Origin of the sequence: Actinoplanes regularis (assembly GCF_900188005.1) — a bacterium.
Classification (GTDB): domain Bacteria; phylum Actinomycetota; class Actinomycetes; order Mycobacteriales; family Micromonosporaceae; genus Actinoplanes; species Actinoplanes regularis.
On sequence record NZ_FZNR01000001.1, the window covers coordinates 617713 to 642688 of the forward strand.

The window sequence follows — 24976 nt, forward strand, 5'->3', positions numbered from 1 at the left end:
CAGTGGTCGTACGGTCAAGAACCTCCGCGCGCACCCGCGACGCCGGGCTCTTCGCCGACCGCGCCACCCGGATCGGAAGATTCTCCGAGGTCACGGCGGTCCTGCCCGCCGCTGGAACCTCGATCTCCTCGCCGGCGGCCTTCGGCCAGACCGGCGCGGTACGCGCCGATGCCGGCCTCGGCTGCTTCGCCGCCGGTGCCGGCGCGATCTTCGCGGCCTTTACCGGTACATCCGGGACCGGCTTCGCCGACGAGGGCGTATAGGGCTTCGGCTTCGCCGCCCAGGCGTCGGGCGCCTGAGCAAAGCCGACCAGGAGAGAGACGGTAAGGCTTGCCGCCAGTACGGCGGTACGCCGCCTGTGGAGCCTTGGGGATCTGGGTGGTGACACGTGGCACTCCGGTTTCGGGGAGTAATCGGCGAGGGATCTCTGGCCGGCGGCACCGTTGACGACGCCGGCCAGGCATGAGGAGGGAGGGCGGATCAGCGGTTTGAACCGGAGTCCGAGGCGGGGTCGCGGGACGGAACGCTGCCCGGCGTAGGCGAGATCGAGCGCGCACTACAGCCCGACGAAGACGTCACTGCCGCCCGAGAGCGTCGTCGGCAGCGGTCACCGATCGTGCTTGCTCGACCAGAAACGCTCTGATCTGGCAACGCAGCCGCGCGTGCGGCGACAAATGGGCACGACAACAGCGCTCATCGACGCTCCCCCGTAGAGCGAAATGCAAACAATCAATCGATGATTTTAAAGATTCATGATCATTTTGGGGAGTCCTACCGGGGCATCCCGGTTGAAGGCGTAACACGCTGTAACGACCGGCAGCGCCGCCACCAGGCCACGGGAACCTCACTGCAGCCCAGGATGGGTACCAACTCGAACCCTCGCCGTCACCATGCGCAACGGACTCACAGTAGAGTGATTAGGCTCACAATCGTGTTTCAGAGGTCGCCCAACGGGACCGAGCAGTATTCGTCTGCTCCGAAGGCGACCGAAGAAGGAGCGCACCCCGCGTGGTTCACCGGGCGCCCTTCTTTCATCCCAGCGGATCTTCCCCTGACAGATGAGCGATGACCAGGGCGGTGACTCCGCGTCCGGCCCTCATCGCAGGCAAGACCGACGGCGTCTCCGGATCGAACCCGAGCACCCGGTCAATCACAGAAGGCCATCTCGAGAGAATCACTCTCCGCCATCCAGCGGATCACCACCGGAGCCGCCTCCGGAACAAACCTGAGACAGGAAAGAAATCGGGTGTACGGCGACGGATCGCCCTCCGATGCGAGCACGATGGAAACCTTCACCGGAGAGCAGCATCTCAGCTGAGCCGACCAGCTCCGACGAAGTTCCGCACAACTTGATCTCGCCGGTCGTGTCCCCCACCGAGACCTGCATGATCCCTCTTTCAATCGAGCTGGAGGTCAGGGCCGTGGTCGATCGCCGCCGTCGGCCCGGGGAGTTGTTTCGCTTACTCCTGCCGATCCGTACGCAGCGGGAAGGGCGCGAACGAGCCGTCCGACAGCGGCTGAAACTCGTGGACGGCAACCACGGCTGCAACCGGCAGAGGCCCGTACACATGCGGAAATTGGCGGCCCGAAGGGTCCGGCGGGCTTCCGTCCTCCCAGACCACCGGGACATCGATCTTATCCGGGTCGATCTCCAAGAGCACCAGATCGGTCCGCCCACGGAAGCGCAGCGTTGCCGGAACGTGCACCCATTCCGGGTCGGAGCAGTGGATGAAGCCCTCGGTCTCCAGCGTGTCACCGGAGTAGCTGTCCGAAACGGACTCCCACACGGAACGTGGGCAGAGGTGGAAGATCATCCCTTCTCCAAGTACTCGGCGCGGTCCTCGTCGACCAGCGCGGCGACCGACGCGGCCAGCGCCGGATGGGTGGTCAGGTCCGGGTCCTCCGCGACAAGGGTGGCCGCCTCGGCCCGGGCCTCCTTGATCAGCTTCTCGTCCCGCAGCAGCGACAGCAGCCGCAGGTGTGAGTGCTTGCCGGACTGCGACGCCCCCAGCACGTCGCCCTCCCGCCGCTGCTCCAGGTCGATCTCGGAGAGCTTGAAGCCGTCGGTGGTGGAAGCGACCGCGTCCAGCCGCTCGCGGGCCGCCGAGCCCTCCACCGCCTCGGTGTGCAGCAGGCAGATGCCGGGCGCGGAGCCCCGGCCGACCCGGCCGCGCAACTGGTGCAGCTGGGACACCCCGAACCGGTCGGCGTCCATGATGATCATGACGGTGGAGTTCGGCACGTCGACGCCGACCTCGATCACCGTGGTCGCCACCAGCACGTCCACGTCGCCGGCGGCGAAGCGGCGCATCACCGCGTCCTTCTCGTCGGGCGGCATCTTGCCGTGCAGCATCTCGATCCGCAGGCCCTTGAGGTACTCCTGCTGGAGCGCCGGCAGCACCTCGGTGACGGCGAGCGGGGGGCGCCGGGCGGGTTCGTTGTCCGACGGCGGGGAGGAGTCGTCCTCCGGCCCCTCGCCGATCCGGGGACAGACGACGTACGCCTGATGGCCGGCCTGGACCTCCTCGCGGACCCGTTTCCAGGCGCGGTCGAGGTACGCCGGTTTCTCCAGCGCCGGGACCACGTGCGAGGCGATCGGCGACCGCCCGCGCGGCAGCTGGGAGAGCACCGAGGTCTCCAGGTCGCCGTAGACGGTCATCGCGACCGTCCGCGGGATCGGCGTCGCGGTCATCACCAGCACGTGCGGCGGACGGGCCGCCTTGGCGCGCAGCGCGTCCCGCTGCTCCACGCCGAACCGGTGCTGCTCGTCCACCACGATCAGGCCGAGATCCTTGAAGTCGACACCCTCGTACAGCAGGGCGTGGGTGCCGACGACGATCCCGGCGGTCCCGTCCGCGACCTTGGCCAGCGCCGCACGCCGGGCCGCCGCGCCCAGCGAGCCGGTGACCAGGGTCAGCTGCGTGCCGGAGTGGTCGCCGTCCAGCTCACCGGCCCGGCCGAGGGCGCCGAGCTGCGCGCCGATCCCGCGGAAATGCTGGGTGGCCAGGACCTCGGTGGGGGCGAGCAGCGCGGCCTGCCCGCCGGCGTCCACCACCTGGAGCATCGCGCGCACCGAGACCAGCGTCTTGCCGGAGCCGACCTCGCCCTGCAGCAGCCGGTGCATCGGGTGCGCCCGGGCCAGGTCGTCGGCGATCTCCTCGCCCACCGTCCGCTGGCCCTCGGTCAGCTCATAGGGCAGCGAGGCGTCGAACTTGGCCAGCATCCCGTCGTCACGGCGGGGACGGGCGGTGCCGGGGGCGGCCGCGGCGCGGGTCCGGCGCTGCGCCAGGGTGACCTGCACGGCGAACGCCTCGTCCCACTTCAGCCGGTGTTTCGCCGAGTAGAGCGCGGCCTCCGAGCTGGGCCGGTGGATCTCCCGCAGCGCGGTGCCGATCCCGACCAGGTTGCGGCCGGCTCGCACCGAGCGGGGTATCGGGTCGGCCGGCGGCTCGAACGTGTCCAGCAGGGTCCGGACACACTTGGCGATCGTCCAGGTCGCCACGGCCTGCGCGGCCGGGTAGACCGGGATCAGCGCGCCGGCGAACTCCTCGATCTCCTCGGCCGCCTCGTCCTGCGTGGCGTCCGCCTTGAGCAGCTGATAGTTCGGACTGTTGAGCTGCCGCTTGCCGCGGAAGTCGGTGACCTTGCCGGCGAACAGCCCCCAGCGGCCCCGGGTCAGCTCCCGCTCACGCCACGCCTGGTTGAAGAACGTGCAGGTGAGCGTCGCCCCGGAGCCGTCCCCGATGGTCACCTCGAGCAGGTTGCCGCTGCGCTGCCGCATGGGTTTGACGCCGATCCCCTGCACCTGGGCCAGCACGGTGACCTGCTCGCCGACCTCCAGCCGGCGCAGGTCGGTGTGCTCGCCGCGCTGGTCGTAGCGCCGGGGGAAGTGATAGATCAGGTCACCGGCGGTGTCCAGTTCGAGATGTTCCGCCAGGGCCTTGGCGGTCTTCGCGCCGAGCACCTTGGTCAACGGGGTGTCGGTCGTGGTCATTCGACTCCTGCCAACAGGTGGTAGCGGGGCTGGCCGCCGGTGTAGCAGTGCAGCTCGATGAAGGGCCAGGTGCGATGCGCGTGGTCGCGCAGGTCGTCCTCGAGGTCGGCGGGGGCGTCCGCACCGAGGATCAGGGTGACCAGCTCACCGCCGCCGCCGAGCATCCGGTCCAGCAGTCGCCGGCTGACCTCGGCCAGGTCGTCGCCGATCACGTGCACCTCGCCGTCGACCAGGCCGAGCAGGTCGCCGGCCCGGCACGGCCCGGCGACGGTCAGGGCGTCGCGCTGGGCGGTGCAGACCTCGCCGTAGCGGCAGGCGCCGGCCGCCTCGGCCATCGCGATCACGTCGTCGGCGAACGAGCGGCCGCTGTCGCGCACCGCGAGGGCGGCCAGGGCCTGCACCGGGGAGCGGGTGGGCACCACGCTGACGCGCACCCCGGCGGCCTCCGCCTCGCGAGCCGCGGAGACGGCCACGGCCTGCGTGTTCGCGTCGTTCGGTAGCAGGACGACCGCGGCGGCGTCGCAGGCGTGCACTGCAGCCAGGAACTCGGCGGTGGACGGGTTCCGGTCGACGACGACGGCGCCCTCGGCCTCGAAGAGCGCGGCCAGGCCCCCGCCCGCGGCGACGACCACCGCGCCACGCGAGTCCGCGCCGGGCCGTTTCTCCGTCAAGGGGGTGACCCGGATCCGGTGCGGCCGGCCGGCCTCGACGCCGGCCTCGATGGCCGGGCCGATCTCGGTGACGTGGATGTGCACGTTCCACACGCCGTCCCCGGAGCCGACGACGACCAGGGAGTCGCCCATCCCGGCCAGGTCGCCGCGGAGTTTCTCGACCGCTTCCGGTACGGCGTCGAGCAGGTACTGGACCTCGTAGCCGTGCCCCTCGCAGCCATGGTGATCATGCGCGGCGGAGGGCACGACAACCGGCAGCGGGGACGGCGTGAAGTCGCTCTCCTCGACCGTGTCGACCAGCGCGTCGAGGAGCAGGCACAGGCCGCGCCCGCCGGCGTCCACCACGCCGGCCCGGGCCAGGACGGGAAGCTGGTGCGGAGTCCGGTCGAGGGCTTCGGAGGCTGCCCGCGCGGCCGCCCGGGCGACGGTGACCAGGCTGTCGGACTTGATCCGGCCGGCACCCTCGGCGGCGGCCGCCACCACGGACAGCACCGTGCCCTCGACCGGGCGGGCGACAGCCGAGTACGCCGCGTCGGTGGCCTGGCGCAGGGCCTGGGCCAGCTCGGTGCCGCGGACCGCGACCGTGCTGGCGAACGAGTCGGCCATGCCGCGGAGGATCTGCGAGACGATCACGCCGGAGTTGCCGCGCGCGCCGAGCAGGGCGCCGCGCGCCATCCGGCCCATCAGCCGGCCGAGCGGGGTGCGCGGCTCCTCGTGCAGGGCCGAATCGACCGCCTCCCGCGCGGCGGTGAGGGTGAGCACCAGGTTGGTCCCGGTGTCACCGTCGGGCACCGGATAGACGTTCAGATCGTCGATCTCACGCTGGTGGGCCCGGAGCGCCTCCAGCCCACCGTGGCACCAGCGGTGCACCGCAGCGGCATCGAGGGTCTCCAGCACTCGAAAATCCTACTAACCACCACCGACAATCGCTGTGCACGCACCCTGACCGGGGGCGATTGGCTGTCGGGCCACCGAGTCGGGTAGGGTAGCGGGGTTGCCTGGCGAGACTCTCTCTAGGCACTATCTGTTCTTCGAATCAACCAGGAGTATCCCGTGGCTGCCGTGTGCGACATCTGTGCCAAGCGACCGGGCTTCGGTCACAATGTGTCCCACTCGCACGTGCGGACCAACCGTCGCTGGAACCCGAACATCCAGTCGGTGCGCACTCCCGCTGGTGGCGGCACGACCAAGAAGCTCAAGGTCTGCACCTCGTGCATCAAGGCCGGCAAGGTCGCCCGCGCCTGAGGTCTTCCCGAAAAGCCGCCGAGTCGCTGACTCGGCGGCTTTTCTGCGTGGAGCGGAAAGTCAGATCTTCTTCGCGTACGACAGCACGCCGTCGTGCCCCTTGTAGTACCCGAAGTCCTCGATCCGCTCGTATCCGGCGGAAAGGTAGAGCGCGATCGCCTCGGGCTGTTTGTCCCCGGTCTCCAGGATGACCCGCTCACAGCCGGCCGCCCGCGCCGACTCCTCGACGGCGGTGAGCATCCGCCGCGCCAGGCCCTGACCCCGCGCCTCGGCCCGGGTGAACATCCGCTTCAGCTCGGCGTCGGACCCGTGCCGGCGCCAGGCGGCGCTGGCCACCAGCCGGTCGTCCTCGGCCCGGACGGCCACCAGGAAGGCGCCGTCGGGCGGGAGGAAGTCAGCCACGGCGATCGGGGTGTCGTCGCCGGTGCCGCCGTACCGCTCGGAGAGGTCGCGCATGTTCTCCGCGACCAGCTCCACCACCTCCGGCTCATCGAAACGAGCCGTTCTGATCTTGATCTGTGCCACGTAGCCAGCGTAGGGGACGCCCTTGGAGCGGACCGAAGTCCGCCCCAAGGGTGCCGTCAGGCTTTGGTCGCCGCGTAACCCCGGATCTCGTCCGCGATCTCGCTCGAGACCGGATGCGCCCGTACCTCCTCGGCGAGCAGGCGCTCGAGTTCCGGGGAGGGTCCGCGTTCAGCGAGGATCCAGCCGTGGAACCGCCAAGCGGCGCCACGGCCGAAGATCTCCGGTAGCCGGCCGAGCAACTCGGTGCGATCGAGCAGCTCGGCGAGTTGCGGAAGCACTTCGCCGAGCTGACCGCACGCCTTGTTCAGGACGTCGACCAGGGTCGCCTCGTTGACGATCCGCCAGCAGTCCTCGTAGGGGCTGACCGGCTCGATCCGGGTGAGCAGCTTGCCGGCGGTGCCCCGTGGCGGCTCGTCGGCGGACCTGCCTTCCAACGAGCACCGGTATTCCCACGTCGGGTTCAACGAGAGGGACACGTTGATAAAGAAGTACGCCTCCTCGTCGTTCCACAGCTTCGCTCTCTGGAATTCGATGATGAGGGCGTCCCGATGCTCCGAATAGCGGCGGAACGTCCATTCATCGGCCTCGAACCCCTGCCCGGCAAGGTACTCGCCGAGCCGGACCGCGAACTCATCAAGCAACGCCTCGGCGTCCATCTACTTCCTCTCGGTGGCCTCAGCTGAGTGACGGTGCCCCTGGTCACGCCGTAGCGAGTGCGGTGCCTAGCGCGCCACCGCCCAGCACAACACCGCAGACGCCGACGGTACCAACGACGCAGGCACCGACGCCGATGCCGACGATGATTGCCGCGCCCGTGCCGATGATGGCCGGCACCAACCAAGGGTGATTGTCGGATCCCTTCTCTTGCGGGGTGTTCTGCTGCACCGGAACCTTGGCCGGAACCGGAACATATCGCACATACAGCTGCGGCCGGGGAACCCGGAAGTGTGTGTACACGAGGCCGCCGGTCTCGGCGGTGGGATGCAGGGGATTGATGATGTCGGTGACCGCCAATCCCTCCTCGGTGCCCGAACTGAAACCGGGGACGATCTCGCCGAGCCGCCATCCCTTCCTCGCCGAGCGGAACTGATCCGGGCCACTGCCCTGCAGTTTCTTGAGGTACTTGTTCACCTGAGGCTCGGCCTCGAACGCCACGCCGAGGCTCTTGACCTCCCAGACATAGATGGTGTCGGTGTCCCGATCGATGTAGACGATGTCGGCCGAGCCGTCATGGTCACAGGCGCCCTTGTGTTTCCGAGTGCAGCCGCCTTCGACCGGGTACTCCAGGCGCACCGCATTCGGGTCGCCACCCATCTCCATCACCTTGGCCGCGATCACCGCGGCTGCGGCCTTTACCGCCGCATGGTGCCGGGTCGGGTTGGAGTATGAGATCCAGCTCTTGCCCTTCCACGCCGGCACCGGCTTGATCCTGGCTGCTTTGTCGGCCCTTTGCTTCTCAAGTCGCTTGGCGTAGTCCTTGCCGCTTTCATCGTCGAACTTGAGCCCGCTCGGGTCGGAGAGCGTGAACGGGCTGTTGTTGGCGTAGCTGTACCCGTTGATCTGCTGCGGATCGAGCAGGTCGAGCACCGGGTCGAGGGAGATGAAGCGGCCCAGTGCGGTGTCGTACTGCCGGGCGCCGAGCGTGGTCAGCCCGGTGTTGTCGTTCGTGCCACCGACAAAGCCCTTGTCCGTCGGCCAGGCGACCGCGGCGCCGCGCGCGACGCCGTACGGCGTCTGCCGCCGGACCGTGGCCCGCTGCGTGCCGGCCTCCACCGAGACCACCGACGTGCCCTGGTGGTCGGAGGCGCACCAGTTCAACCCCGCGCTGTTGCGCATGGCAACTGTGCTCCCGCCGAACGTGTAATAGCGGGTGCTACTGGTGGCGCCGGTGCCGGCGGCAAACCGGATCTCCACCCCGGCCAGGTAGAGGGTCCGGCCAGCCGGGTCACGCCGGATCAGGCGGTTGCCGTCGGCGTCGTAGATGAACGTGGTCTGGCCGCCGGCGTCGGTCGACGTCTCCAGCTTTCCCTCTGGGTCCCACGTCATCGTCTGGGTTCCCGACCCGCTGGGCCGGGTCACCATGTTGCCGGTCACGTCATAGGTGTACGAGCCGGTCCGGGCGCCGGTGGTGCCGGTCAGCGCGTGCGGCCGGACCACGCTGGCCCCGGCCTTCGGGTACGTGTAGTCGGTGGTGACGTCACCGCCCGAAGTGTGCGTGACCTCCTTGGTGCGGTTGCCGAGCGCGTCGAACTGCCAGTTCTGCCAATACGGCGCCGGACCGCCCAACGCCGTTGTCGATGGAGCCGCCGTGCAGTCCCCGCTGCCCGGTGTCCAGGCCTGGGTGAGCCTGCGCAGGTTGTCGTAGGTGAAGCACTGCGTTTCATCGGTCGTCTCCGGCGCGGCGTCAACCGCCTTGGTGATGTTGCCGAAGTCGTCGTACTGATACGTGGTGTCGGTCAGCACGTAGGGCGCGATCGAGTCCCGGTCGGTGCGGATGCCGGTCAGCCGGCCGGTTTCCAGCTCCCGGGTGTACTTGGTGTAGACCCGGCCCCCGGTACCGGTGTAGAGCTCGACCTGGTCCATCTCGCCGAGCGCGTTGTAGTCGGTGTCCGCGACGTACGACATGTTCACGCTGCCGTACAGGGTGTCCAGACCGGTCGGCAGCCCCATGTCGCTGTAGCGGTAGAGGAGCGTCTCGGCCGGAAGGTCGCTTCTGGTGTCCGGGATGCTGCTCGACGCGAGCGTCCCGTCCACGTTGTAGGTGTGGTTGAAGTTGTAGATTCCAGCCAGCCCGGTCTCGGACTCCGGGATGATGACCTGGGTGTTGCCAGCCTGGTAGCCATCGGTGTAATCGAGGTACTTGAACTGGTAGGCGGCCGACCCGACGAATCGTGTCGACTGCGACAACATGCCCTTGGCAACGGTGTCGTAGATCCACTGGGCGCGCATGGTCCCGTTGACCGAGTTGTCGTAAGCCGCACGCTTGCGGCCGAGACTGTCGTACTCGTAGGCGATCTTCTTACCTCGGGCGTCCGTCGAGGTGAGCAGATTGCCGGCGTTGTCGTAAGTGTTGGTGGTCAGGCCCTTGTCCGGATCCCGGGTCTCGAGCGCCCGGCCACGGATGTCGTACTTGGTGGTCCACTCGTCGCCGCTGGTGTCGACGACCTTGGTGAGCAGGCTGCGGGTGTCGTACTGGTACGTCGTGGTGTCCCAGCTGCCCGGCGTCCCCGGGGTCGGGGTGGCGCCGTGGTACTGACGCAGCTCGACGAGCCTGTCCCGGGCGTCCAGGACCTTCGAGGTCGCCGTGCCACCGGCGGCCGGGGTGACGTCGGTCCGGTCCCCCGCGTACGACGTGCTGATCCGCCACCGCTCGACGCCGTACGGCTGGAAGACATCCGCGACGACCCGGCCCGCGCCGTCGTACTCGACCCGACTCTGCCGTGGCACGAACGCCCGGTCGGTGGTGGCGAGCAGGGTGCCGCCGGCGTCACCCGCGGCGTTGTACTTGTCGTACGTGAGAGCCGCTCGCCCCGCCGAGTCGTAGAACTTCTCGGTGATGATCCGGCCGCCGGTGGGCGACGGCGCCTGGGTCTGGCGCTGCCGGAGCAGACCGTCCAGCAGTTCGTACGACGTCACGTAGTTGCCGGACTTCGTCAGCTTCGAGGTGCCGACGACCGAGGGCGCGTCGTTCCGCACCTGGTAGGAGAACTTCAGCTGAGGCGTCTGGGTCGCCTTGCTGCGGCCCGGCTGCCAGACCGCGGTCATCCGGCCGAGCCCGTCGTAGTCGAGGTCGGTCCGCTTGCCGTTCGCATCCACGATGGTGACCGGCAGGTTCCAGGCCGGATCCAGGGTGGTCGCGGTCGCGTGCAGCAGCGCGTTCTTGGTCACCGTGGCGGTGACCGGCCCGTCGGTGGCCGGAGTGTAGGCGGTCGTGGTCGTGAATCCCCGGGCATCGGTGGACGAGGTCGCCCGGCCGTGCACGTCGTACGCCTTCTTCTCCATCGCGGTGAAGGTCGGCGCGCCGCTGTTCCAGGCCGCCATCTCCTGGGACTCGGTGACCAGGCCCTTGCTCGGGGTCGCCTCGAACGCCCCGCCGTCGTACAGGGTGCGGGTCTCCCCGATCACCTTGTCCTCGGCGAGCGTGGCCGAGACGTCGGCGCACTTGACCGCATAGGCCTGATTGCGGTGGACCCGATCCATGATCCACGCCGTGGTGTTCCGCGGCGTGTAGTCGGTCCTGGTGCACTCCTCGTCGCCGGTGACCGCCTCGTCGCCCAGGTCCTCGACCTCGACCGCCATGCCGTACGCGTCGTAGGTGGTGTTCGTCTTGACGACGCGCTCATCCCGCCCCCCGTCGAGCGTGGTGTAGCGGGCGGCCGTCGCGACCCGGCTGTACCGGGCGGTAACCGTGTCGCCGTTGATCGTGCGGGTGGCGGTCGGCGACGACGCCCAAGGCGTGTTGACCAGGCGGGACACCACCGCGCCGCCCGGCCCGTGGAGTACCGACGTCGAGCGGGTGGTGCCGGCATACCAGTCCTCGTCGGCGATGCCGTCGAGGGTCGCCGCCTTGGCACCGCCGCCGGCGTTGAGCCGGTCGCCGTTCATCCCGCGGAAGTACCGCATCTCGGTGTAGGTCGGGTGGTCCTTGGCGTCGCCGACGGTGACACCTACCGTGCCGTACCCGCGATAGTCGGACCAGGTCTTGTACTTCTTTTTGACCAGACCGTCGTCATCTGTGTAATGCCAGGCCGCGCCGTCGAGGTACCGGTACGAGTAGACGACCCGGTCGCTGCCCATCGGCGGGACGCCACCGGTGTTGTCGTTCTCGTAGACCGTGGTCACGACGTACTTGTGGAACCAGTCGGTGACCGGGTCGGTGTAGCCCTCGGGCACCCAGCGCACCGGGTAGCAGCGCCGGGTGTTCGTCTCCGGCGTAGGCATGGTCTCGCCGGCCTTGCAGTCCGGCTCGGAGTAGACGACGCTGGTCGAGCCACCGCTCTCGGTCCGGATACGGGAGATCCGCATCCAGTTCATCGCCGCGGCGAAGTCCCCCGTGGCGTCCACCCGGTTGGCCATCTGCACCGGGGTGAACTCGGTGTCCGGCAGGTCCGTGGTGCCGCCGACGAGGCCGTCGTGGGACACCTTCGACAGCCACAGCCCGGCACGGGTGCCGTCACCCGGGTCCGGGAAGGTGTGCCGCAGCGTCCAGCGCTCCACGTCGGTGTACCCGGAGCCGTTGCGCACCTGGGTGGTGACGCTCGCCAGTCTCTTGGTGGTCCAGTAGGTCGGCGACAGCTTGTCGTCGCACTTGTCCCCGATGCAAGACTGGTCCCACGGCACGTCCGGCCAGTGCGTCGCGTCGTGCTTTTCGCAGTCGCTCAGGCACCGGTCGGCCACCGCGATGTCGACCCGCATCGGAGCGAGAGTGCCGAGTACCGAGTCGACCCCGTTGATCCGGCGCGTCCCGTAGTCGATCCGCTCCAGGTTGCCGGCGCGGTCGTAGGAGACAGGGTCGTCGGCCTTCAGGTTCTTGCCGTACTTGTTGGTCTCCTTCTGGTACCAGAAGGACATGGAGTTGCCGGACAGGTCGACGACGTAGTCGAGGTTCCAGCGCCATGCCTGGGTGCAGGCCGAGTCGGCGAACGCGCTGGCGTGGCACGGCTCGCCCGGGTCGTTGCCGAAGATCGGCGCGGTCAGCGTCGAATTCGTCAGCGGCTTACCGGTCGTCCAACCCGGCAGGCGGTTGAGGCCGAACCAGTACTGCACCCCGTCGGTGGTGGTGAGCACCCAGTATTCGCCGTCGTTGTCGCCGTTGGTCGCGCCGGTCTTGCGCTCGATCCGGGACCCGTCGTCACCGCGAAGGTGCCAGCGGTTCTCGGTCGCGTTGTAGAGCATCTCGCCGGAGTGGCCAGGGATCGACAGCGTCGCGTTGCTCGTCTCCCAGCAGCTGTCACCGGTCTTCTTGTCGTTGTTCGCCGAGCCGTTCATGTCCTCGGCACACGACACGTAGCGCCGCTCGACGAATCCACTGAAGGACGCGTCGAAACCCTCACCGGCCCAGCCGGGCTGGTTGTTCGAGGCCGCGCTCTGGCCGTCGACGGACTGCGACGAGTAGGCGAGGGCGAGCTGCGGGGTCGGTCCGGCCAGCGCCGGCGGGACCCGCATCGGGTACTGCCAGGTGAACGAGCCCGTGTTGCCGCCGACCGCCCAGGTCGACGACGGGTTGAGCGTGCTGGCCTTGTAGTCGCCGGCCGGGCCGGACGCCGACGCGGTCGCCGCGACCAGCGTCGACGTGCTGGAGACCGTCATCGTGGCCGACAGCGTCTTCGCCGCGACGTCATTCGACGAGGCCAGTGGCCGCGCCGCGCACTCCTTGCGCTCCGGCGTGGTCAGCGCGCACGCCGGCAGGGTCACCAGCCGCAACCGGCTCGACCAGTCCGCGCCGTAGGCCGTGGCGAACGACCGGTAGTCGAGCGTGATCCTGGTGTCCCCCGGCGTCGTGACGCCGTCCGCACGGCCCAGGCGCATCAGGACGCCACGGACACCGGCCCGGTCGGTGGCCGTCCGGGCGAGCACCTCCGCACGGATCCGGCCCGGACCCGGCCGAGCCGACCGCGAGGTGGCCGCCCTGGCCGGCTGCGTGACTCGGATCGGCAGGAGGTCCGATCCCGCGGCGGACGCATCCCCCGCGGACACGTCGAGGACCGCGCCGGCCGCCTTCGGCCAGACCGGCGCGGGCCGCGCCGACGCTGATGCCGGCTGTACGGCCGCCTTCGCCGGTGCGATCGCCGCGGTCTTCACCGGGACGTCAGGAACCGGTTTCGCCGAGGTGGGGGCATACGGCTTCGGTTTCGCCGCCCAGGCCTCCGGCGAGTGGGCGAAACTGGCTAGCAGGGAAACGACAAGGCTGGCCGCTACTACCGCGGTCCGCCGTGGGAATGGCCCAGGGGGCCGGAAAGAGAGCACGTGGTACTCCGGTGACGAGTGTGAACATCAGGATCGATGGACACGCTCCCGGCCGGCGCCAAGAGACCACTGCGGACAGCGCTCATGCATCGACGGCAGACTTCGCCGTCCCCCGCCGGGAGCGCCGCCGCATCGTGCATGGGAATCTATGCTTTTAAGATCACTGATGTAAAGCGGAAACCGGCACTCCGAATCACCGGAAGTGATCCCAGCCCAACGGTCCGGTCCAGGGCTTCCGGTCGACCGTGACGCCGGAGCCGTCGTGCACCGAGCCGATCTCCCGCCAGCCCTCCGGCAGCCGCGTCCCGGCCGGGAAGGTCGCGGCGAGCGGGTGGTCGTCGCCGCCCGCGAGGACCCACTGGTACGGGTCGGTACCGAGCGCCTGGGCCGCGTCCCGCATCTGATCCGGCACCTCGAAGGCGCCCGAACGGATGTCGATCCCGACCGCGCTGGCGGCGGCCAGGTGCCCGAGGTCCTGCACCAACCCGTCCGAGACGTCGATCATCGAGGTGGCGCCGCGCCGGGCGGCCTCCGGCCCGGCCTCGTACCGCAGCTCCGGCCGCCGGTACGCCTCGACCAGGATCTTGGGGGTGCGGAAGCCCCGGGACAGCACGGTGTAGCCGGCCGCGGCGTACCCGATCCGGCCGGCCAGCGCGAGGATGTCGCCGGGCCGGGCGCCGTCGCGGCGCACCGGGTCGAGCCCGCCGAGGTCGCCCAGGGCGGTGACCGCGATGGTGAGCGTGGGGCTGGCGGAGATGTCCCCGCCGACCACGCTCGCCCCGCAGCGCGCGGCCTCCCGGGTCAGCCCGTCGGCGAGCCCTTCGGCCCAGGACGGGTCCAGGTCGACCGGCACGCAGAGCGCGACCAGCAGCGCGGTCGGGGTGGCGCCCATCGCGGCGATGTCGGCCAGGTTCGCCGCGGCGGCCCGGTGCCCGACGTCGGTCGGGCCGCACCAGTCGCGCCGGAAATGCCGGCCCTCGACGAGCACGTCGGTGGAGGCCACCACCCGGCCATCGGCCGCGCGTACCACGGCGGCGTCGTCACCCGGGCCGAGCAGGGTGGCCGAGCCGGCGTCGAGGCGTGACACAATTCGGCCTATTAGTCCGAATTCACCGGACTCTGCGATGCTCACGTGCACGTCCTTCGATGGTGGCGTCCCGCTGCCGGGTCGCTTCGTACGGTAGTTTCACGATCGGGGATCACCGACGGTGGCGGACGAATGGAGTCGATCGTGGTCCAGGCATACATCCTCATCCAAACGGAGGTCGGGAAGGCCCGTGACGTGGCCGCCGCGATCGAGAAAATACCGGGAGTGGTCCGAGTCGACGCGGTCACCGGCCCGTACGACGTGGTGGTGCTCACCGAGGCCCACACCGTCGACGAGCTCGGCAGTCTGATTGTGAGCAAGGTCCAGTACGTGCCGGGCATCACCCGGACACTCACCTGCTCCGTGGTAAACCTCTGAACATGATCGACGTCGACACCCCACGGGACACTCCCGAACAGGGAGCGGATGCCCCGGACAACACTCGCCGGATCGCCGCCATCTGGGCGACCGCGGTGGCCGTTCCGGCGGTCCTGATCGTGGGTGCCGTCGCCTTCGTGCAGATCAACAGGTCCACAGCGCCGGAGGCGGACCCGGCGCCGAGCGCGAGCGGTCCGATCGTCGTGCCCAGCACGGCGGTCGAGATCGCCGCGCCCAAGCTCTCCCCGCGGGCCACCCAGGTCTGCCTGGCGGTGACCTCGCAACTGCCCAACCAGCTGCGTGACCTGCCGGCCCGCAAGGTCAGCGCCGGCCCGGAGCAGAACGGGGCCTACGGCGAGCCGCCGATCACCGTCGCGTGCGGCGTCGCCCAGCCGAAGATGTGCGCCACGGTGGACGACACCTCCGGGACGTGCGTGCCGCTCGTCTCCGACCTGCTGGTGATGAACCAGGTCTGCTGGCACTTCGCGGAAGGCGCCGGCAAGACCACCTTCACCACGATGGACCGCGAGGTCCCGGTGCAGGTGGTCGTGCCGACGTCCTACGAGAAACGGGCGCAGTGGGCGAACGAGTTCTCCGACCTCGTCGTGGAGACCGACAAGTCGATCACGGAGGGCGTGCCCAGCGGCTGCTTCCCGGCCTAGTGGGCTAGTGCAGGCCGGTGCCGCGCCGGATCGCGGTGCGGATCAGCCGGTCCACGACCTTCGGGTACTCGAGCCCGGCGGCCGCCCACATCTGCGGGAACATCGAGGTCGGCGTCATCCCCGGCATGGTGTTGATCTCGTTCAGGAAGATCTCGCCGTCGGCCGTCACGAAGAAGTCGACCCGGGCCAGCCCGGCACAGTCCAACGCCGTGAAGGTCCGCAGCGCGTACTCCTGGACCTGCTTCGCGAGCGCCGGCGGCAGGTCGGCCGGGATCGTGTAGCGGCTGCCCACGATGTACTTGGTCGCGAAGTCGTACCAGTCGGCGTCGTCCATGTGGATCTCGGCGAGCACCGACGCCTCGGGCGCCCCGCCGGCCTCCCCCTCCAGCACGCCGCACTCGATCTCGCGGCCCACGATCGCGGCCTCGACCAGCACCTTCGGGTCGATCTCCCGGGCGGTCGCGATGGCCGCGTCCAGGTCGGCCCAGTCGCTGACCTTGGTGATGCCGGTGGACGAGCCGGCCCGGGACGGCTTGACGAAGACCGGCAGGCCCAGCCGCTCCTTGTCGCTCTCGGCGAGCGAGGCTCCGGCGCGCAGCACCGCGTACGGCCCGACCGGGATGCCCTCGGCGACCGCGAGCTTCTTGGTGAACTCCTTGTCCATGGCCGCGGCCGAGGCGAAAACGTTGGCGCCGACGTACGGAATCCCGGCCATCTCCAGCATCCCCTGGATGGTGCCGTCCTCGCCGTACGCGCCGTGCAGCACCGGGAAGACCACGTCCACCCCGGCCAGCTCGGAGACGCCCGCCGCAGGGTCCCGCACGATCAGCTCGGTCGTCGTCGGGTCGGCCGCCAGCACCACCGAATTGCCGGAATCCGCGGTGATCTCGGGCAGGCGGGAGCCGGCGATGGCCAACTGGGACGGGTCGCCCCCGGCGAGGACCCAGCGCCCCTCCCGGGTGATACCGACCGGTACGGCCTCGTACTGATCGGGGTCCAGCGCGCCCAGGATCGCCCCCGCACTCACGCAGGAAATGGCATGCTCAGTGCTGCGCCCGCCGAACACGATCGCGACACGGGTCTTCCGGGGGGTTGTCACTCTTCTCTGCGCCTCTCGCTAGCGGGCATGCCGGGGGTGACCCTACTCTGCGTAAGCCAGATTTGGGATCGCCGCAGCCACTGCCAAGGCAGGGGGAGACGAACAGTTCATGGGACCAGCACTCCACGTGATCGCGGGCCCGGGCCCCGGGCAATTGGCCACTATGGCACGCCGCCATGACGAACCGTGGTCATCGCAGGAGATGGGCGCGCTGGCCCGAGCCGGCGTCCACATTCTGGTCTGCGGCGCGGAACAGCGCCCGGACACGTCCGGCAGCGCCGGGATCGAGCTGGTCGCCTACCCCGATCCGGACGAGAAGGCCCCCCGCAAGGAGGCCACCGAGATGGTCGCGCTGGCCACCCGGCTCGCCCGCGAGGTCCGTTCCGGCCGTTTCGTGGTCACCCAGTCGAGCGCCGATCTCGGCCGGACGACCCTCCTCGCCACGATGACCCTGACGCTGCTGGGCATCCATCCGGGCGAGGCCCTGCGCCGAATCGGCGCCGCTCCCAGCCAACCGGTCCCTCAGGACTGGCTGCACGACTTCGTCGCCAGATAGCCCCCGGAACGAGACACCTCCGGGGGCCGGCGGGCTCAGGCGGCGAACGTCTGGGGCAGGGCGCCGGACTCCCAGAGGTGGTCCAGGTGCGCGAGGAAGCCGGTGAGGCTCTGTTCCAGGGCACGGCGTTCGGCGGCCGGCAGCGCAGCCAGCGGGTCGGAGAAGACCAGGCCCTCCGGGTGCCGCGCCCGGGTGCCGACGAACTTGCCGCAGTCGGTGCACCAGACGTAGCTGACCAGGGTGGGGCGGCGGGCGTTCGCGGGCACGGTGAAGTACGCCCGCAGGCGTCGCTCCCCGCACGCCGGGCACTCCCGCTCGCCGGGAGCCGCGAAGAAGTTCTCGCCCTGGGTCAGCGCCGCGACCTGATCGCCGCTGAAGCTGCTCCAGGACGTCACTTCGAGGCGTCCAGCGCCTGAGTCACGTCCGCGACCAGGTCGGCGGTGTCCTCGATGCCGCAGGAGAACCGGACGAAGCCGGGCGGCGTGTCGTCCCCGAACTGGGCCCGCCGGTCCGCGGTGGTGTGCACCCCGCCGAACGAGGTCGCCGCGAAGACCAGCTTCGCCGCCTGCAGGAACCGGGCCACCCGCTCGGCGCTGCCCAGGTCGAACGCGACGATCCCGGGGATCCGGCGCATCTGCCGGCCGGCCACCGCGTACGACGGGTCGGACGGCAGCCCCGGCCAGCGCACCCCGGTCACATCGGAGCGCCCGGCCAGAAGCTCGGCGATCGCGGCCGCGTTCTCGCTCTGCCGGGCCAGTCGCAGGTCCATGGTGGCGATCGAACGGTGCGCCAGCCAGCAGTCGAACGCTCCCGGCACCCCACCGGTCAGCTTCCGCCAGGTCTCCACCTTCTCCAGGAGCCCGCAGTCGCGCGCCGCGACGTAGCCCAGCAGCAGGTCCGAGTGTCCGGTGAGGGCCTTGGTGCCGGAGGCCACCACGAGGTCGGCGCCGAACTCCAGGGGGTTCTGCCCGAGCGGGGTGGCCGCGGTGTTGTCCACCGCCAGCAGCGCCCCGGCGGCGTGCGCGGCGTCGGCCAGCGCCCGGATGTCGGCGACGTCCAGGCCCGGGTTCGCCGGGGTCTCCAGCAGCACCAGCCGCAGTCCGGTGAGGTCCGGGTACGGCCCGGCGGTCGGCACCAGCACGCTCTCGACGCCCAGGTCGGCCAGGGCGCCACGGGCGAACGCCCGTACCGGGAAATAGCCGTCCGCGGGAAGCGCGACCCGATCGCCCGCCCTGAGCACCGCCAGCAGGGCGGCGGTGATCGCCGCCTGGCCGCTGGCGAAGACCAGCGCCGCACCGCCCTCCAGCTCACCGATCGCGGCCTCCAGGGCCTCGCGGGTCGGGTGCTCGGTGCGGGCGTAACCGTTCTCTCCGGGCCCGGTCACCGGGTCCAGGTGGTACGGCGCGGCGAACACCGGCCCGGGCAGGAACGGCTTTCCCACCTCCGGCTCGGGCAGGCCGGCGTGGACCGAACGGGTGCCATCCAGGAACGTCACTCGGGCTTCATCTCTCGTGTCATCAGCAGTTTCACGGCGACCCGCGGGTCCACCCCCTCGTGGCAGACCCGTTCGACCTGTTCGACGATCGGCATCTCCACGCCGTGCGCCCGGGCCAGGTCGCGGATGGACAGGCAGCTCTTCACGCCCTCGGCGGTCTGCCGGGTGGCCGTCTGCGCCTGCTCCAGGCTCTCGCCACGACCCAGGTGCTCGCCGAAGGTGCGGTTGCGGGACAGCCGGGACGAGCAGGAGGCGACCAGGTCGCCGAGGCCGGCCAGGCCGGCGAAGGTGAGCGGGTCCGCGCCGAGCGCCACGCCGAGACGGGACGTCTCGGCCAGACCACGGGTGATCAGCGAGGCCTTGGTGTTGTCGCCGAGACCGATGGCGGTAGCCATCCCGTAGGCCAGGGCGATCACGTTCTTCACCGCACCGCCCAGCTCGCAGCCGAGCACGTCGTCGCTGGTGTAGGGCCGGAAGTAGGGCGTGGCCAGGGCGTGTTGCACCTGCCGGGCGCGGTCCTCGTCGGTGCACGCCACCACGGTCGCGGTGGGCTGGTCGGCGGCGATCTCGGGCGCGAGGTTCGGCCCGGAGACCACTACCATCCGCTCCGGCGCGACGCCGGCCGTCTCCATGATCACCTCGCTCATCCGCTTGAGCGTGCCCAGCTCGATGCCCTTCATCAGGGAGATCACCGTGGCGTCCTTCGGGAAGAAGGGGGCCCAGTCGGCGAGGTTGCCGCGCAGCGTCTGGGAGGGCACCGCGATCGCGATCAGCTCGGCGCCGTCCACCGCCTCGGCGAGATCCGTGGTCGCGGTCACCCGCTTCGACAGCCGCACGCCGGGCAGCGAGCCCTCGTTGCCGTGCTGATCCCGGATCTCCGCGGCGACCGGCTCCCGCCGCGCCCGCATGGTCACCTCCGAACCGGCGTCGCCGAGCACCTTGGCGAACGCCGTGCCCCAGGCTCCGGATCCGATGACGGCGGCCCTCATGACGCGTCCTCCGAGTTCTTGGCCCGCCGAGCGGGCCGGTCGTAGAGCGCCGGCGGTTCGCCGTCGCGGATCGTGCCGAGCAGGTCACGGATGCCGATCATGATCTCGTCGGTCATCTCTTCGAGCACCTCGCGGGTCGGCTCGACACCGGCCCACCGGCTCAGATCGATCGGGTCGCCGGTGGTGACCGTCACCGCTGCCCTTCGCGCCTTCAACTTGTTGGTCCGCGGGTCGAACACCGCCTGCGCGCCCCAGTTCGCGATCGGCACCACCGGTGCGCCGGTCAGCAGTGCCAGCCGGGCGGCGCCGGTCTTGCCGCGCATCGGCCACAGGTCGGGATGCCGGGTCGTGGTGCCCTCCGGGTAGATCACCACAGCGCCGCCGTCGTCCAGCGCCTGGACCAGCGACTCCAGCGACTTCACCGCCTCCACACTGCCCCGTTCGACCGGAACCTGCTTGGTCTTGACCAAGAGCGGCCCGATGAGGGGAACCCGCCAGATGCTGGCCTTGCCGAGGAAACGGGGCCAGCGGCCGGCCTTGTAGATGTAGTGCGCCACGACGAGCGGGTCGAAGTGCGAGACGTGGTTCGGAACCAGGATCACGCCACCGGAGCGCGGGATCTTCTCCATCCCTCGCCAGGCTCGCCTCGTCAAGACGGTCATCACGGGAACTACCAGCATCACCGCGAAACGCTGCCAGAATCCGAGCCTCTGCTGCGTCACGGCATCCCCCGTCCCTCGATCGGCGACTGATTCGCACGTTCATCTGCGACGAAATCATGCCCCCTCGCTGACCCCCGTACCAGGTAGGGGTGTTTCTGGTTGCTTCGGGCAGACTGGCTTGGTGGCGGTACGTGGATGGATGACGGTAATTCCGGTCAAGCGGCTGGACTCGGCGAAGAGCCGGTTGCGGGGTGCGGTGCCGCCCGAGCGTCATCCGGAGCTGGTGCTCGCGATGGTGCGGGACACCGCGGCGGCTGTGTTGAGCGCCACGTCGGTGACCGACCTGATCGTGGTCACGGACGACCCGGTGGTGGCCGAGGTCGTCCGGGAGCTGGGTGCCGAGGTCGCGCGGGATCCCGGCGCCGGCCTGAACGCGGCCCTGCGCTCCGGCGCCGACGAGGTCGCCGGCCTCTCCGGGTATCGCGCGGTCCTGACCGGAGACCTGCCGGCCCTGCGTCCCGGGCAGCTGGACGCCGCGCTCGCCGACGTGCGGGAGCGGTCGTTCGTCCCGGACGCGGCCGGCACCGGCACCGTGCTGCTGGCCGTCCCGCCCCGGCAACCGCTCGACCCGCGCTTCGGCCCGCACTCGGCGGCCGCGCACCGGGCCTCCGGCGCGACCCCGCTGACCGGCGACTGGCCGGGCCTGCGACAGGACGTGGACACCGCCGCGGATCTGGCGGCGGTGCTGGGCCTGGGGGCCGGCGAGCGGACCCGGGCGCTGCTGAGTGATCTGGGACTCAGCCGGGCGTGCGCACCGGCGGCCTGCGCCGGGTAGCGTCTCTGCCATGCAGGGCACCATCGCCACCTTCGATCAGGGCACCCACACCGGCACGCTGCTCCTCGACGACGGCTCTGAGCTGGCCTTCGAGGCGGAGGCGTTCGCCCGCTCCGGGCTACGCCTGCTGAGACTCGGACAACGGGTCTCGATCGAGGCGAAACCGGACGGCCGGATACACCGGATGTTAATTCCTGGCATCGGCTGAGTTGATCATCCGCTAGTCCGTTTCACGTTCCGCCGCAAGCGGCAATGATGTACGCATGAACCCGCCCCGGACCCCCGAGACCCGCCGGCGTGGCCCGAACGGCCGCTATCTCCCCCGCTCGGCCGCTGCCGACACCGCAGCAGAGGTCAGACCGGTCGAGCCCGTGGTGGAGGTTGCGGTGGAGAGCGACAAAGTGGCGGACAGCCCCGTCGAGTTCGTCGAGATCGAGCCCGACGCGCCCACAGACGATCAGTACTACCTGCCCGACGACCGGTTCCTGAACCGGGAGATGTCCTGGCTCGACTTCAACGCCCGGGTGCTCGCCCTGGCCGAGGACCCGGGCACCCCGCTGCTGGAGCGCGCGAAATTCCTCGCGATCTTCGCCAGCAACCTCGACGAGTTCTACATGGTCCGGGTCGCCGGGCTCAAGCGCCGGCTGAGCGCCGGCCTGCCGGTCCGCGGCGGTGACCGCTCCCCGCTGCGCCAGCAGATCGAGACCATCACCGAGCGCACCGCCGACCTGGTCACCCGGCACTCCGCCTGCTTCGCCGACGAGGTCCGGCCGAAACTGGCCGCCGAGGGCATCGAGGTGGTCAGCTGGAAGGAGCTTGACGCGCCGGAGCAGGGCCGGCTGCGCACCTTCTTCCGGGAGCAGGTCTTCCCGGTGCTCACCCCGCTCGCGGTGGACCCGGCGCACCCGTTCCCCTACATCTCGAGCCGCTCGCTGAACCTGGCCGTGGCGCTGCGCTACCCGGGCGGCGACCACCCCGAGCTGTTCGCCCGGGTCAAGGTGCCGGACAACGTGCCCCGCTTCGTGACCGTGCAGAACGACAGCCGCGGGGTGCGTTTCCTGCCCATCGAGGACCTGATCGCGAACCACCTCGACCAGCTCTTCCCGGGCATGCAGACCCTGGAGACGCACGCGTTCCGGGTGACCCGCAACGCGGAGCTGGAGGTCGACGAGGACCGCGACGAGGACCTGTTGCAGGCCCTGGAGCGGGAGCTGGCCCAGCGCCGGTTCGGCCCGCCGGTGCGGCTCGAGGTGGCCGCCTCGATCAGCGACCACGTGCTCGACCTGCTGGTCCGCGAGCTCGACATGGACAGTCACGACGTGCTCCGGGTGCCCGGCCTGCTCGATCTGTCGGCGCTCTGGCAGGTCTTCGGCGAGTGCGACCGCGACGATCTGAAGGACCGCCCGTTCGTCCCGGCGACCCATCCGCAGCTGGCGGACGGCGAGGTGCCGCGCAGCGTGTTCAACCGGCTGCGCGAGTCGGACATCCTGGTCCATCACCCGTACCACTCGTTCTCGACGAGCGTGCAGCGCTTCATCGAGCAGGCCGCCGCCGACCCGAACGTGCTGGCCATCAAGCAGACGCTCTACCGGACCTCCGGCGACTCACCGATCGTGGACGCGCTGGTCGACGCGGCCGCCGCCGGCAAACAGGTGGTCGTGCTGGTCGAGGTGAAGGCCCGGTTCGACGAGGTGGCCAACATCGCCTGGGCGCGGACCCTGGAGCGGGCCGGCTGCCACGTGGTCTACGGCCTGGTCGGGCTCAAGACCCACTGCAAGACCGCGCTGGTGGTCCGGCAGGAGGGCAACCAGCTGCGACGGTACTGCCACATCGGCACCGGCAACTACCACCCGAAGACCGCCCGGCTCTACGAGGACTTCGGCATGCTGACCGCCGATCCCGAGGTGGGTGCGGACGTCACCGACCTGTTCAACGTGCTCACCGGGTACAGCCGGCAGACCACGTTCCGCCGGCTGCTGGTCGCGCCGCACGGAGTCCGCAAGGGCCTGCTGGAGCGGGTCGAGGAGCAGGCGAAGATCGCCCGGGCGGGCGGCGAGGCGCTGGTCCAGTTCAAGGTGAACTCGCTGGTCGACGAGGAGACCACGGACGCGCTCTACCGTGCCTCGCAGGACGGCGTGCGGATCGACCTGATCATCCGCGGGATGTGCGCCCTGCGCCCGGGCGTGCCCGGCCTCTCGGAGAACATCCGGGTCCGTTCGATCGTCGGCCGGTTCCTGGAGCACTCCCGGATCTTCCGGTTCGGCACCGGCGACGACTCCGAGTACTGGATGGGCTCCGCCGACCTGATGCATCGCAACCTGGACCGCCGGGTGGAGGCGCTGGTCAGGGTCACCCTGCCGTCGGCCCGCGACGAGATTCGCAACGTCCTGGAGCTGTCCATGACCGACGAAACCGAGGGCTGGGACCTCGACGGCGACGGCGTCTGGCACCGCAACAACAGCGACCCCGGCAGACCGCAGACCCACCTCCAGGCGGCCCTGTTGCGGCGAGTCATCGGCAAGAAGAGCTGATGCTCGAACCGGTACGCGCCGCGGGCGGGGTCCTCTACCGCCCGGGCGCCGACGGCATGCCCGAGGTGTGCCTGGTGCACCGCCCCCGGTACGACGACTGGAGCCTGCCCAAGGGCACGCGCGCAGGCGATGAGCCGGCGCTGGCCACGGCGGTCCGGGAGGTGACCGAGGAGACCGGCGTCGTGGGCATCCCGGAGTTCGGGCTGCCCGACGTCGCATACCGGCTGCCCGGTGGACGGCCGAAGACCGTGCGGTTCTGGCTGATGCGGGCCGCCGACGACGGACCGATCCAGGACACCGACGAGGTGGACCAGCTGGTCTGGCTGCCGTTGCCGGAGGCCGTCGAGCGGATCAGCTATCCCGACGAGCGTCCGCTGCTGGACCTGGTGGCCTGCCTGCCGCCGATCACCTCGGTGGTGGCGCTGGTCCGGCACGCGCACGCCGGTGAGCGGAAGGACTGGGACGGCCCGGACTCGCTGCGCCCGCTCAGTCCGCACGGGGTCACACAGTCCGCCCGGATCGCCGCGCGCCTGGCCACGTTCCGTCCGAAGCGACTGATCGCGGCCACGCCGGCGCGCTGCGCGCAGACCCTGCGGCCGCTCTCCGCGGCGACCGGGCTGCCGGTGGTGGCGGACAGCGCGTTCAGTGAACCGGACGACGCCGCCGACCTGCCGGGACGGCTGGCCGCGGCCCGCGCCCAGCTGGCCGAGGCGCGCACCCTCGGCCGCGTGGTGGTGTGCAGCCAGGGCAAGGTGATACCGCCGCTGCTGGCGTCCCTCGACCACAACCCGGACGTGTCGGTCCACCACACCCGCAAGGGCGAGGGCTGGCTGCTCACCTGGTCCGGCGAGAAACTGCTGGGGCTCTCCCGCTGGTGACCTGATCGGCCCGCCAGTGGCCGACCAGGTCACCGGTGAGCCAACGGGCCCGCCACAGCTCGTCGCGGCGGGGCTCCCAGTCCCGGTAGGGCAGCAGGGCGACCCGCCAGCTCAGCACCCCGGCCAGGTACCAGCCGTAGAGCGGGACGGCGCCGGTCAGCCCGTCCCGCGCGCGGTACGAGGCCCAGGGTGCGAACCCGGCCACCGCCAGGCCGGACCAGCCACAGGTGATCAGCCAGTCCAGCGCCGGCCAGCCGGTCGCCCGCTCGACCAGCTCGCCGAGCGTCCACCCGGGCACGATCGCCACCGCGAACAGGGCTGCGGCGAGGCTCGCGCGGGCGACCAGTCCTCTCGGTCTGCGTTCCATGCCCGGACCGTAGGCCCGGCGCGCGGTTCGCCCGCG

The 24976-nt window shown here is 70.3% G+C and carries 22 protein-coding genes; 9 read left to right on the plus strand and 13 right to left on the minus strand.

The window, feature by feature from the left end; genetic code table 11:
* The first annotated feature begins 2 nt into the window (after positions 1 to 2).
* A complete protein-coding gene (locus CHC09_RS44910; RefSeq protein WP_143232196.1) occupies positions 3 to 263 on the plus strand; it encodes a hypothetical protein in 261 nt (86 codons plus the stop codon).
* Positions 264 to 1460: 1197 nt separating this feature from the next.
* Here CHC09_RS44910 and CHC09_RS02605 read toward each other — a convergent pair.
* The 3 genes from CHC09_RS02605 to CHC09_RS02615 are packed head-to-tail and all read right to left on the minus strand — an operon-like array spanning position 1461 to position 5562.
* Entirely contained in the window at positions 1461 to 1814 is a 354-nt protein-coding gene (locus tag CHC09_RS02605; RefSeq protein WP_089291290.1) for a DUF952 domain-containing protein, read from the minus strand.
* Entirely contained in the window at positions 1811 to 3994 is a 2184-nt protein-coding gene (recG, locus tag CHC09_RS02610) for an ATP-dependent DNA helicase RecG (protein WP_089291291.1), read from the minus strand. The genes CHC09_RS02605 and recG overlap by 4 nt, the downstream gene beginning before the upstream one ends.
* Positions 3991 to 5562 (minus strand): DAK2 domain-containing protein, encoded by a 1572-nt coding sequence (locus tag CHC09_RS02615; RefSeq protein WP_089291292.1) that lies wholly within the window; start codon positions 5560 to 5562, stop codon positions 3991 to 3993. Before CHC09_RS02615 ends, recG begins: the two co-directional genes overlap by 4 nt.
* 156 nt (positions 5563 to 5718) lie before the next feature.
* Here CHC09_RS02615 and rpmB point away from each other — a divergent pair, with 156 nt between their 5' ends.
* A complete protein-coding gene (rpmB, locus tag CHC09_RS02620) occupies positions 5719 to 5910 on the plus strand; it encodes a 50S ribosomal protein L28 (protein ID WP_089291293.1) in 192 nt (63 codons plus the stop codon).
* A 60-nt stretch (positions 5911 to 5970) separates the two neighbouring features.
* Here rpmB and CHC09_RS02625 read toward each other — a convergent pair whose 3' ends face one another.
* The 4 genes from CHC09_RS02625 to CHC09_RS02640 all read right to left on the minus strand — a co-directional run bounded on the left by CHC09_RS02625 (position 5971) and on the right by CHC09_RS02640 (position 14533).
* Positions 5971 to 6435, minus strand: coding sequence for a GNAT family N-acetyltransferase (locus CHC09_RS02625; RefSeq protein WP_089291823.1), 465 nt, complete (start codon positions 6433 to 6435; stop codon positions 5971 to 5973).
* A 56-nt stretch (positions 6436 to 6491) separates the two neighbouring features.
* Positions 6492 to 7091 carry a DUF4304 domain-containing protein gene (locus tag CHC09_RS02630; protein ID WP_089291294.1) on the minus strand — a complete coding sequence of 200 codons (600 nt, stop codon included), beginning with the start codon at positions 7089 to 7091 and terminating at the stop codon, positions 6492 to 6494.
* Between the two features lie 43 nt (positions 7092 to 7134).
* On the minus strand, positions 7135 to 13236 hold the full coding sequence (locus CHC09_RS02635; RefSeq protein ID WP_307833919.1) for an RHS repeat-associated core domain-containing protein: 6102 nt from the start codon (positions 13234 to 13236) through the stop codon (positions 7135 to 7137).
* A gap of 358 nt (positions 13237 to 13594) precedes the next feature.
* Positions 13595 to 14533, minus strand: coding sequence for a thiamine-phosphate kinase (locus tag CHC09_RS02640; protein ID WP_089291295.1), 939 nt, complete (start codon positions 14531 to 14533; stop codon positions 13595 to 13597).
* A gap of 99 nt (positions 14534 to 14632) precedes the next feature.
* On the opposite strand from CHC09_RS02640, the gene CHC09_RS02645 reads away from it, so the two are divergent.
* On the plus strand, positions 14633 to 14866 hold the full coding sequence (locus CHC09_RS02645) for an Lrp/AsnC family transcriptional regulator (RefSeq protein ID WP_067685920.1): 234 nt from the start codon (positions 14633 to 14635) through the stop codon (positions 14864 to 14866).
* Between the two features lie 2 nt (positions 14867 to 14868).
* The gene (locus CHC09_RS02650) at positions 14869 to 15528 is read left to right on the plus strand and encodes a DUF3515 family protein (RefSeq protein WP_089291296.1); all 660 of its coding nucleotides are present in this window, start codon (positions 14869 to 14871) and stop codon (positions 15526 to 15528) included.
* Between the two features lie 4 nt (positions 15529 to 15532).
* Here the strand turns inward: CHC09_RS02650 and CHC09_RS02655 are convergent, their stop codons facing one another.
* Positions 15533 to 16627 carry a D-alanine--D-alanine ligase family protein gene (locus CHC09_RS02655; protein WP_089291297.1) on the minus strand — a complete coding sequence of 365 codons (1095 nt, stop codon included), beginning with the start codon at positions 16625 to 16627 and terminating at the stop codon, positions 15533 to 15535.
* A 163-nt stretch (positions 16628 to 16790) separates the two neighbouring features.
* Between CHC09_RS02655 and CHC09_RS02660 the strand changes: the two genes are divergently transcribed.
* The gene (locus CHC09_RS02660) at positions 16791 to 17183 is read left to right on the plus strand and encodes a hypothetical protein (RefSeq protein WP_244911589.1); all 393 of its coding nucleotides are present in this window, start codon (positions 16791 to 16793) and stop codon (positions 17181 to 17183) included.
* A gap of 35 nt (positions 17184 to 17218) precedes the next feature.
* Here the strand turns inward: CHC09_RS02660 and CHC09_RS02665 are convergent, their stop codons facing one another.
* The 4 genes from CHC09_RS02665 to CHC09_RS02680 are packed head-to-tail and all read right to left on the minus strand — an operon-like array spanning position 17219 to position 20389.
* Positions 17219 to 17578, minus strand: coding sequence for a hypothetical protein (locus CHC09_RS02665; protein WP_089291299.1), 360 nt, complete (start codon positions 17576 to 17578; stop codon positions 17219 to 17221).
* On the minus strand, positions 17575 to 18678 hold the full coding sequence (locus tag CHC09_RS02670) for a cystathionine gamma-lyase (RefSeq protein WP_089291300.1): 1104 nt from the start codon (positions 18676 to 18678) through the stop codon (positions 17575 to 17577). The genes CHC09_RS02665 and CHC09_RS02670 overlap by 4 nt, the downstream gene beginning before the upstream one ends.
* Complete coding sequence (locus CHC09_RS02675) at positions 18675 to 19667, minus strand: NAD(P)H-dependent glycerol-3-phosphate dehydrogenase (protein ID WP_089291301.1); 993 nt, start codon at positions 19665 to 19667, stop codon at positions 18675 to 18677. Before CHC09_RS02675 ends, CHC09_RS02670 begins: the two co-directional genes overlap by 4 nt.
* A complete protein-coding gene (locus CHC09_RS02680) occupies positions 19664 to 20389 on the minus strand; it encodes a lysophospholipid acyltransferase family protein (protein ID WP_089291302.1) in 726 nt (241 codons plus the stop codon). Before CHC09_RS02680 ends, CHC09_RS02675 begins: the two co-directional genes overlap by 4 nt.
* Positions 20390 to 20528: 139 nt before the next feature.
* Between CHC09_RS02680 and cofC the strand changes: the two genes are divergently transcribed.
* The 4 genes from cofC to CHC09_RS02700 are packed head-to-tail and all read left to right on the plus strand — an operon-like array spanning position 20529 to position 24573.
* A complete protein-coding gene (cofC, locus tag CHC09_RS02685) occupies positions 20529 to 21164 on the plus strand; it encodes a 2-phospho-L-lactate guanylyltransferase (RefSeq protein WP_089291303.1) in 636 nt (211 codons plus the stop codon).
* 10 nt (positions 21165 to 21174) lie between these two features.
* Positions 21175 to 21372, plus strand: a complete 198-nt coding sequence (locus tag CHC09_RS02690) for a cold-shock protein (protein ID WP_089291304.1) — start codon at positions 21175 to 21177, stop codon at positions 21370 to 21372.
* Between the two features lie 55 nt (positions 21373 to 21427).
* On the plus strand, positions 21428 to 23695 hold the full coding sequence (locus CHC09_RS02695) for an RNA degradosome polyphosphate kinase (RefSeq protein ID WP_089291305.1): 2268 nt from the start codon (positions 21428 to 21430) through the stop codon (positions 23693 to 23695).
* A complete protein-coding gene (locus CHC09_RS02700; RefSeq protein ID WP_089291306.1) occupies positions 23695 to 24573 on the plus strand; it encodes an NUDIX hydrolase in 879 nt (292 codons plus the stop codon). Before CHC09_RS02695 ends, CHC09_RS02700 begins: the two co-directional genes overlap by 1 nt.
* Here the strand turns inward: CHC09_RS02700 and CHC09_RS02705 are convergent.
* Complete coding sequence (locus CHC09_RS02705) at positions 24530 to 24940, minus strand: hypothetical protein (RefSeq protein ID WP_089291307.1); 411 nt, start codon at positions 24938 to 24940, stop codon at positions 24530 to 24532. The genes CHC09_RS02700 and CHC09_RS02705 overlap by 44 nt on opposite strands.
* Positions 24941 to 24976: the final 36 nt, after the last annotated feature.

What these genes read in the sequence shown, in the direction of transcription:
- CHC09_RS02605 (WP_089291290.1), bottom strand. Translation starts at nt 1,814, where the DNA reads ATGATCTTCCACCTCTGCCCACGTTCCGTGTGGGAGTCCGTTTCGGAC.
- recG (WP_089291291.1), bottom strand. Translation starts at nt 3,994, where the DNA reads ATGACCACGACCGACACCCCGTTGACCAAGGTGCTCGGCGCGAAGACC.
- CHC09_RS02630 (WP_089291294.1), bottom strand. Translation starts at nt 7,091, where the DNA reads ATGGACGCCGAGGCGTTGCTTGATGAGTTCGCGGTCCGGCTCGGCGAG.
- CHC09_RS02650 (WP_089291296.1), top strand. Translation starts at nt 14,869, where the DNA reads ATGATCGACGTCGACACCCCACGGGACACTCCCGAACAGGGAGCGGAT.
- CHC09_RS02660 (WP_244911589.1), top strand. Translation starts at nt 16,791, where the DNA reads ATGGCACGCCGCCATGACGAACCGTGGTCATCGCAGGAGATGGGCGCG.
- CHC09_RS02675 (WP_089291301.1), bottom strand. Translation starts at nt 19,667, where the DNA reads ATGAGGGCCGCCGTCATCGGATCCGGAGCCTGGGGCACGGCGTTCGCC.
- cofC (WP_089291303.1), top strand. Translation starts at nt 20,529, where the DNA reads ATGACGGTAATTCCGGTCAAGCGGCTGGACTCGGCGAAGAGCCGGTTG.
- CHC09_RS02690 (WP_089291304.1), top strand. Translation starts at nt 21,175, where the DNA reads ATGCAGGGCACCATCGCCACCTTCGATCAGGGCACCCACACCGGCACG.
- CHC09_RS02695 (WP_089291305.1), top strand. Translation starts at nt 21,428, where the DNA reads ATGAACCCGCCCCGGACCCCCGAGACCCGCCGGCGTGGCCCGAACGGC.
- CHC09_RS02700 (WP_089291306.1), top strand. Translation starts at nt 23,695, where the DNA reads ATGCTCGAACCGGTACGCGCCGCGGGCGGGGTCCTCTACCGCCCGGGC.
- CHC09_RS02705 (WP_089291307.1), bottom strand. Translation starts at nt 24,940, where the DNA reads ATGGAACGCAGACCGAGAGGACTGGTCGCCCGCGCGAGCCTCGCCGCA.